Origin of the sequence: Nocardioides sp. (assembly GCF_035547795.1) — a bacterium.
In the GTDB taxonomy this organism is placed as follows: Bacteria; Actinomycetota; Actinomycetes; order Propionibacteriales; family Nocardioidaceae; genus Nocardioides.
This window is the reverse complement of sequence record NZ_DASZUF010000009.1, coordinates 1-6,471: the sequence shown is the minus strand read 5'-3', so window position 1 is coordinate 6,471 and position 6,471 is coordinate 1. Positions and strand designations below refer to the sequence as shown.

Below are 6,471 nucleotides of genomic sequence, written 5' to 3'. Positions count from 1 at the left end.
CGAGCTCGCCGAGCGGCTGCGGACGGCCGGCGCGGGGGTGACGTATCTGCAGGCCGAGCGGCTCGAGGACGGCGAGCGGACCTTCCGCATCCTGCCGGGCTCCCCGGAGGCGACCAGCCACGCGATGGACCTCTACCGGCGCATCTTCGAGCAGCGCGAGGCGGAGCCGGAGCCCACACCCGACGCGACCGCCGAGCCGGTCCGGGGCTGACCGTGAGGCTCTGCCGGAGGCAGGTCGACCTGCGCGGGCTGATGCCGGCCGACCGGCTCCGGGTGCTACTCGTCGCCGACGTCTGGCGACGCGTGCGCGAGGACGTGCAGGGCGGCCAGGTGCTGGCCGCGATCCTCACCGATGCCCGTCCCGACTGCGACGCCGCCGCGCTCGCGGTGCGGGAGCCGCTCGGCCGCGCGCGGACGCCGGACGAGGCCGCCGACCTGCTCGCCGGGCCGCCCGATGTCGCGGTCGCGGCGGCGGGAGCGGAGCACTGCGCCGCGGGCACCGTCGTACGGGTGGGCCCGACGACGGCGCCACCGCCCGTGGAGGAGCCGCTGGTGCTCCGCCTCGCGCTCCTCCGCTTCCCCGTCGCGGAGCCGGCCGAGCTCTCGGTGGCTCGTGTGCACCGGGCCACCGAGACGCTGCGGCGCTGGCGGATCAAGGTGGCGGGCTGGGCGGACATGCCCTCGGTGGCACCCCCGCGGGCCGAGTACGACGCGATCCGGGCCGGTCTCGTGGAACGGCTGGACACCCCCGGCGTGCTGGCCGCGCTGCACCGGCTCGAGACCGACCCTGGGCAGTCCTCGGGCGCGAAGTTCGAGGCATTCGTCGGGGTCGACCGGGTCCTCGCCCTCGACCTGGGCCGACTGATCGGCAAGCTGCCGCGCTGAGCCGCGCGGCATTTGTCGCCCGTGTGGACCTCGGCGTACCCTCGCTGCGGGCAATGGGTCCTGCCTGCGTCGCCGCCGCGACCGAACCGCCGAGACCGGCTGATGGTCCCTCCGTCACGATGGAGGAGGCCGCATGCCGTCGACACCGCAGCCCGAGACGTTCGACGTGATCGTCGAGGTGCCGGGTGGGTCCCGGAACAAGTACGAGATGGACAAGACGACCGGTCGCATCCGGCTCGACCGCACGCTCTTCACCGCGACGCAGTACCCCTGCGACTACGGCTACGTCGAGGACACCCTGGCGCTGGACGGCGACCCGATCGACGCACTGGTCCTCACCGGTGAGTCCACCTTCCCCGGCTGCGTGGTTCGAGCCCGCGCCGTGGCGGTCTACCGGATGAGCGACGAGCACGGGCCGGACGAGAAGCTGCTGTGCGTTCCCGCCGGCGACCCTCGGTGGAGTCATCTGCACGATGTCGACGACGTCGCGACCTATCTGCGCGAGGAGATCGCGCACTTCTTCGCGGTCTACAAGGCGCTGGAGCCGGGCAAGCACGTCATCGGGTCTCGGTGGGAGGGCCGGCAGTCGGCGTACGACGAGTTGCGCGCCGCCCGCGAGCGGGCCCGCTCGCTGCACGATGGTCGGTCCGCTGATACGACCCGATGAGCGCCGATGAGCGCCGATGAGCGGACGGGTGAGCGGATGGACGAGCGGACCGGCGGGCGCGCGGTGACGGGCTGGGAAGCGGAGCCGCCGGACCCCGACACCGCCGACACGCCCGCCCGGGCCGGGCGCTCGCCACGGCGCGAGCAGGCCGAGATCCTGGCGGCCATCTCGCTCGGCGGGATCGGCGGCGCCGCGGCCCGTTACGGGGCGGGGTTGATCTGGCCGACCGCGGCGGGCCACTTCCCATGGACGACGTTCTGGATCAACGTCGTGGGGTGCGGCCTGATGGGCATCCTGATGGTGCTCGTGACCGAGCGCTTCGCGGCCCATCCGCTCGTGCGCCCGCTCCTGGGGACCGGCGTTCTCGGCGGCTTCACCACCTTCTCGACCTACACCGTCGACACCCAGCACCTGCTCGAGCCGCAGACCTCGGGGACGGCGCTGCTCTACCTCTCCCTGACCCTGCTCGCCGCGGTCGCCGCGGTGTGGCTGACGGCGTCGCTGACCCGGCTGGTGGCGCTCCCGGGGAGGCGCCGGTGAACTGGGCCATGGTCCTCCTCGGTGCCGCGATCGGCGCACCGCTGCGCTACACGATCGACCGGGCGGTGCAGTCGCGGCACGACACGGTGTTCCCGTGGGGCACGTTCACCGTCAACGTCACCGCCTGTGCGATCCTCGGCTTCCTCACCGGCGCCGCGACCGCGACCACCGTGCCGCAGCCGCTCCAGCACCTGGTCGGCACCGGCCTGTGCGGCGCGCTCAGCACCTACTCGACGTTCTCCTTCGAGACGCTGCGCCTGGCCGAGACCGGATCGCGCTACTTCGCCTTCGCCAACGCCGCGGTCAGCGTCGTCGCCGGCCTCGGCACCGCCTTCCTGGCCACCGCGCTGGCCACCGCGCTGCTGGGCTGAGCCGATCCCTCCTCGACCCTTACTCGGCTCGGCCCCTACGAGACCCCTACTCGGCCGGATCGTGATGCTGGGCGATGTTCAGCACGCTCCCACCCGGGACGCGAACGAAGAAGCGACGGATGCCCCACGGCTCGGTGGTGAGGGGGTGGACGATCTCGTAGCCGCGGCGCTGTGCCGATGCGTAGGCCTCGTCGACGTCGTCGACCTTGACCGTAAGGACGGGGTTCACCGGCCCGGTCGCATCCTTCGAGAGCACCTGGACGTGCTCCCCCGAGCCGGGTACGACGACGCGCGTGACCCAGTCCAGGCCCATGGGCTGCGGATCGAGACCGAGGAAGTCGGTGAAGAAGGTTGCCGCCTCCTCGAGGTCGGCGATCTCGAGGTCGGCCGTCACCCGGATGACTCGCATGGATCGCCCTCCGTCGTCGCAGCGCGCGGTGACAGCAGTATCGCTGGCCCGAGATGGGACGTCCACCGGCCTTCCGGCGGCGGTCGGCCCAGCGCGACCCGCGAACGGGCGGCGGGACGAATCGAGTTGACGCTCCGGGTCACTTGGGCCGACCCTTCCTGGGCCGATCGGAGGAGCAACCACATGACCGACACCGACGTCATCATCACGGGCGCTGGCCCCACCGGCCTGATGCTCGCCGCCGAGCTGCGGCTGGCCGGCGTCCGGACCCTGGTCCTGGAACGACAGCTCCAGCCGGGCGGGATCCCCAAGGCCAACGGCTTCTCGGGGCAGATCCTGGAGGTCCTGCGTCACCGTGGCCTCCTGGAACGCTTCGAGGCGGCGGCCACCGGTCCCAGTCACCCGGCGCCGGCGATCCCGTTCGGCGGCGTACAGCTGGACCTGAGCGGCCATCCCGACCACCCGCTCGAGGTGCTCGGGTTGGCCCAGCCACGGCTCGAGCGCGTGCTCGACGCGTGGGCCGGAGAGCTCGGCGCGCGGATCGAGCGCGGACACACCGTCACTGCGGTGCACCAGGACGAGGAGTCCGTGACGGCGTCGGTGGACGGACCCCACGGGCGGTACCGGGCCACCGCCCGCTACCTGGTGGGCTGCGACGGCACCCGCAGCACGGTCCGGGAGGCGGCCGGGATCGCCTTCGTGGGCGTGACCTACCCCGAGGTCAACCGGCTCGCCGAGGCCGGCGTCCACGAGTCGGTGACAGTCCTCGACGGCGGCGACCTCGACGTCCCCGGCGTGGGTCGGGTCCGGGCCGGGTTCACCCGGACCGAGCGCGGTGTCTTCGCGCTCGGCCGGCTCCGGTCGGGGGCGCTGCTCGTCCAGACCACCGAGGAGAGCGCCGACGACGTCGACCAGGCGCCGATGACCACGGCCGAGCTCCAGGACAGCATCCGCCGGCTGCTCGGCCACGACCTACCGCTGGGCGAGGTGTCGCGGCTCTCGCGGTACACCATGCAGGCACGGCAGGCGGACCGCTACCGGGCGGGGCGGATCTTCCTCGCCGGCGACGCGGCGCACCAGTTCCCCGCCACCGGCATCGGGATCAACATGGGCATGCTGGATGCGGTGAACCTGGCCTGGAAGCTCGCCGGGGCGGTGCACGGCTGGGCGCCGGCTGCCCTGCTCGACACCTACCACGCGGAGCGGCACCACGCCGGGGCCCGGGCCATGCTGCAGACCCAGGCCCAGGTAGCGCTGCGACGCGGCCAGGACGCCGCCGCGGAGGCGTTGCGTAAGCTGTTCTCGCAGCTGCTGCGGGACCGGCAGCCCCAGCACCGGATGGCGGCCCTGGTCGGCGGTGCCGACCTCCGCTACCCGATGCCGGACGGAGGCCGTAGCCCGGTGGTCGGCACCTTCGCGCCGAGCACTCTCCACCCCGCCTCGACCGGCGCCGCGTCGCTCCTGGAGCGCGCGCGTCCGGTCCTGCTCGACCTCGCCGATCGGGCGGACCTGCGGGCCGTCGCGGAGGGTTGGCGCGACCGCCTGGACGTCCGCACCGCGCCCCGCGCCGACCGCCCCGCCGACGTGCTGCTGATCCGTCCCGACGCCCACATCGCGTGGGCCGCCAGCGCCGACGAACCCGTCGACCGCGCCGCCTCGACCCTCCGTCTGGCGCTGGGCCGCTGGTTCGGCGACGAGCGGTAGAGCGGCTGGCCCGTGCGGGCGTGGCCGTGCCGAGTCAGCCGAGGCTGTTGATCGCGGCCACCTCGTCACGGGTGAGTTGCACCGACGCGGCGGCGACGTTCTCCTCGAGATGCCGCAGGTCGCCGGTCCCCGGGATCGCCAGGACATGCGGACCGAGCGACAGGTTCCACGCGATTCGGACCTGGGCCGGGGTGATGCCATGGGCGTCGGCGATCTCGCGGAGCACGTCGTACTGCTCCTGTGCGCCGTCCTCGCGACCGCGGCCGGCGATGGTGAAGAACGGCACGAACGCGATGCCGCGCCGACCGCACTCGGCCAGCACCTCGTCGGCGTCCGAACGCTCGTAGCCGGCGGCGTGTCGGTTCTGCACACAGACGATCTCGGTGACCTGGCAGGCTCGACCCAGTGTCGCTGCGTCGACGTTGGAGAGCCCGACATGACCGATGAGGCCCTCGGCGCGCAGATCGTCGAGTGCGGCTACGGCCGTGGTGACGTCGTCCTCGCCGTTGCTCCGGTAGTTCACCACCGGCAGCCGGTCCAGCCCCAGCGTCTCCAGGTTGTGCTCGACGTGGTGGCGAAACTGCCCCGGCCGCAGCCAGGGCCCCCACTCGCCGGTGGTCAGATCGCGGCCGGGGCCGATCTTGGTCACGATCGTCAGGTCGTCCGGATAGGGGGCGAGGGCCTCACGGATGATGTCGTTGGCCCGCGCGGAGGCCGAGAAATAGAACGCCGCCGTGTCGATGTGGTCGATCCCCAGCTCGGCGGCCCGGCGCACGACCTCCACGGACCGCCGCGGGTCGCGATCCTCGCCGCGACCCATCCCGCCGGTCCCGGTCAACCGCATCGCCCCGAACCCGAGCCGGTTGACCGTATAGCAGCCCATCGCGAACGTGCCCGCCGCCGCTGCCGGCGCTGACTCGACTCTCACCCCGCCATCTTGCCCACCCAGCCGGGCCGGCGTCGCTTTGGCACGCGCCGCTCACATCAGCGGAAGACCGACCAGCCACCACCCCTGCCGATGATCTCGCTCGGCCTGTCCCGCGTCGCCGAGAACGCGATGCTGACCTCGGTGCCGATGACATGTACCTCGGCATGGATGGAGTCCGCATCGATGGACCCGACCGGCGGGCAGCGATGGGTCGTGTACGACGAGGCCTGGCGGCTCATGTCCCACCCCGCGCTGCTGCGTCGGATGGACGCCCATGGGCGTCTGGCGCGGCACTACGGGAGCGCGAACATGCTGATCTTCCACAAGCTCTCCGACCTCGACAACGCCGGCGATCAAGGCCCGGCCATGCGCGCGCTCGCGTCCTCGCTGCTCGCGAATGCGGAGACTCGGATCGTCGACCGCCAGGAGGCAGACCAGCTCGGGCCGACTTCGGCCGCGCTCGGGCTCCGGGACCGAGCAGCATGCACGGTGCTCAGAGCGTACGTGGTTGCTCAGGTTCGCGGGACCTGCTCACCTTCCTTGGCGGGCGCTCCGAGGAGGTCCCAAAGGTTTCCCCATGGGTCTCGGAAAACGCAGACGCGACCGTACGACTCATCGCGAGGTGGACGGACCATGCTGCACCCCCATTCCTGGACGCGAGCAAGGGTGGCGTCGACATCCTCGACGCGGAGGAACAATCCGACCCGTCCAGCGAACTGGTTGCCGACCGCCGCCTTCTGCTCGTCACCTTCTGCGCGTGCGATGACCAGGCCGGCACCCCCATCCTGCGGTCGCACCACGACCCATCGCTTCGGACGGCCGTCCGTGGTCATGGCCGGGGTGTCCTCGGCGAGCACGAACCCCAGGGCGCCCGTGAAGAAGTCGATGCCGGTGTCGTAGTCGTTGACGAGGAGCGAGACGAGCTCAAGGGGCACAGGACAACGTTAGAGCGGCGTTCCGCAAAGCC

10 protein-coding genes and 1 riboswitch are annotated in these 6,471 nt (G+C 72.2%); of the genes, 6 read left to right on the top strand and 4 right to left on the bottom strand.

The window, feature by feature from the left end:
* From VHA72_RS00645 to VHA72_RS00625, 5 genes are all read left to right on the top strand, one after another.
* The coding region (locus VHA72_RS00645) for a hypothetical protein (RefSeq protein WP_325572509.1) at nt 1-211 on the top strand (211 nt) is incomplete at its 5' end.
* A gap of 2 nt (nt 212-213) precedes the next feature.
* Nucleotides 214-885: a hypothetical protein gene (locus VHA72_RS00640; protein WP_325572508.1), complete on the top strand. Its 672-nt coding sequence runs from the start codon at nt 214-216 to the stop codon at nt 883-885.
* A gap of 40 nt (nt 886-925) precedes the next feature.
* Nucleotides 926-1,004, top strand: a riboswitch (Fluoride riboswitch).
* A gap of 14 nt (nt 1,005-1,018) precedes the next feature.
* Nucleotides 1,019-1,552 carry an inorganic diphosphatase gene (locus VHA72_RS00635; protein WP_325572507.1) on the top strand — a complete coding sequence of 178 codons (534 nt, stop codon included), beginning with the start codon at nt 1,019-1,021 and terminating at the stop codon, nt 1,550-1,552.
* A gap of 6 nt (nt 1,553-1,558) precedes the next feature.
* Entirely contained in the window at nt 1,559-2,092 is a 534-nt protein-coding gene (gene crcB / locus VHA72_RS00630) for a fluoride efflux transporter CrcB (protein WP_325572506.1), read from the top strand.
* Nucleotides 2,089-2,463 carry a fluoride efflux transporter FluC gene (locus tag VHA72_RS00625; RefSeq protein WP_325572505.1) on the top strand — a complete coding sequence of 125 codons (375 nt, stop codon included), beginning with the start codon at nt 2,089-2,091 and terminating at the stop codon, nt 2,461-2,463. Before crcB ends, VHA72_RS00625 begins: the two co-directional genes overlap by 4 nt.
* A 46-nt stretch (nt 2,464-2,509) precedes the next feature.
* Here VHA72_RS00625 and VHA72_RS00620 read toward each other — a convergent pair whose 3' ends face one another.
* Nucleotides 2,510-2,872: a VOC family protein gene (locus tag VHA72_RS00620; RefSeq protein WP_325572504.1), complete on the bottom strand. Its 363-nt coding sequence runs from the start codon at nt 2,870-2,872 to the stop codon at nt 2,510-2,512.
* Between the two features lie 183 nt (nt 2,873-3,055).
* Between VHA72_RS00620 and VHA72_RS00615 the strand changes: the two genes are divergently transcribed.
* Complete coding sequence (locus VHA72_RS00615) at nt 3,056-4,576, top strand: FAD-dependent monooxygenase (RefSeq protein ID WP_325572503.1); 1,521 nt, start codon at nt 3,056-3,058, stop codon at nt 4,574-4,576.
* A 34-nt stretch (nt 4,577-4,610) separates the two neighbouring features.
* Here VHA72_RS00615 and VHA72_RS00610 read toward each other — a convergent pair whose 3' ends face one another.
* The 3 genes from VHA72_RS00610 to VHA72_RS00600 all read right to left on the bottom strand — a co-directional run bounded on the left by VHA72_RS00610 (nt 4,611) and on the right by VHA72_RS00600 (nt 6,439).
* On the bottom strand, nt 4,611-5,504 hold the full coding sequence (locus VHA72_RS00610; protein WP_325572502.1) for an aldo/keto reductase: 894 nt from the start codon (nt 5,502-5,504) through the stop codon (nt 4,611-4,613).
* 56 nt (nt 5,505-5,560) lie between these two features.
* Entirely contained in the window at nt 5,561-5,743 is a 183-nt protein-coding gene (locus VHA72_RS00605; RefSeq protein WP_325572501.1) for a hypothetical protein, read from the bottom strand.
* Nucleotides 5,744-6,016: 273 nt separating this feature from the next.
* The gene (locus tag VHA72_RS00600; RefSeq protein WP_325572500.1) at nt 6,017-6,439 is read right to left on the bottom strand and encodes a VOC family protein; all 423 of its coding nucleotides are present in this window, start codon (nt 6,437-6,439) and stop codon (nt 6,017-6,019) included.
* Nucleotides 6,440-6,471 lie beyond the last annotated feature (32 nt).